This is a genomic window from Gluconobacter japonicus, assembly GCF_015244665.1.
Taxonomy (GTDB): Bacteria; Pseudomonadota; Alphaproteobacteria; order Acetobacterales; family Acetobacteraceae; genus Gluconobacter; species Gluconobacter japonicus.
Genome location: NZ_JABCQN010000021.1, coordinates 1 through 954 on the forward strand (window position 1 = coordinate 1; position 954 = coordinate 954).

Genomic DNA, 954 nt, shown 5'->3' on the forward strand with positions numbered 1-954 from the left:
TGTTTAGTCCCGGGATTTGATGGGGTATTAATTTCACGCGAGTGGAAGGAAGCCTTATGGGACAGATACGTCATGGCAGCGCCACGACCACGCACGCCGTGCGAGCAGCACTACAGCGATCGCAGGCTTCGCTCGCGACGCTGAGCGAGGAGTTCGGGATCAACCCGAAAACAGTTGCAAAATGGCGAAAGCGTCAAACGGTTGAGGATCAGAAGACAGGTCCTAAAGAGCCGCGCTCAACGGTCCTGTCCGAGACGGACGAAGCGATGATCTTGGCGTTTCGCCGGCATACTTTACTGCCGCTGGATGACTGTCTTTATGCCCTGCAGGCCAGCATCCCTCATCTGACACGCTCGGCTCTGCATCGCTGCCTTCAGCGCCACGGGATATCCCGGTTGCCGGACATCGAAGGAGACAAGCCCAAACGCCAGCGCTTCAAACGCTATCCCATAGGTTTTTTTCACATCGATATTGCCGAAGTACAGACTGCTGAGGGCAAGCTGCACCTCTTCGTTGCTATCGACCGGACAAGCAAATTCGCTGTCACACAACTCGTCGGGAAAGCTGATCGGAAGACAGCCTGGGAATTCCTCGAACATCTCCTGAGCATCATCCCTTACCGGATCCACACCATTCTGACCGATAACGGCATCCAGTTCGCTGATCAGCCCCGTAACCGCAATATGGCCTGGTCTCGCCCCATGCGCTTCGACATGATCTGCGAAGCTCACGGGATCGAACATCGTCTGACGAAACCCAATCATCCCTGGACGAACGGTCAGGTCGAGCGGATGAACCGGACAATCAAGGAAGCAACCGTCAAACGCTTCCATTACGACAGTCATGAGCAGTTGAGGACACACCTCAACGACTTCATGGCAGCCTATAATTTCGGGCGAAGACTCAAGACCCTCAGTGGCCTTACCCCTTACGAATACGTCTGCAAAATCTGGA

Annotated in this window: 1 protein-coding gene; it reads left to right on the forward strand. The window is 54.7% G+C overall.

Translation table 11 applies throughout. The features are described from left to right. Nucleotides 1-56: 56 nt before the first annotated feature. A partial coding sequence (locus tag HKD32_RS15090; RefSeq protein WP_194258409.1) for an IS481 family transposase occupies nucleotides 57-954 on the forward strand: 898 nt, incomplete at its 3' end.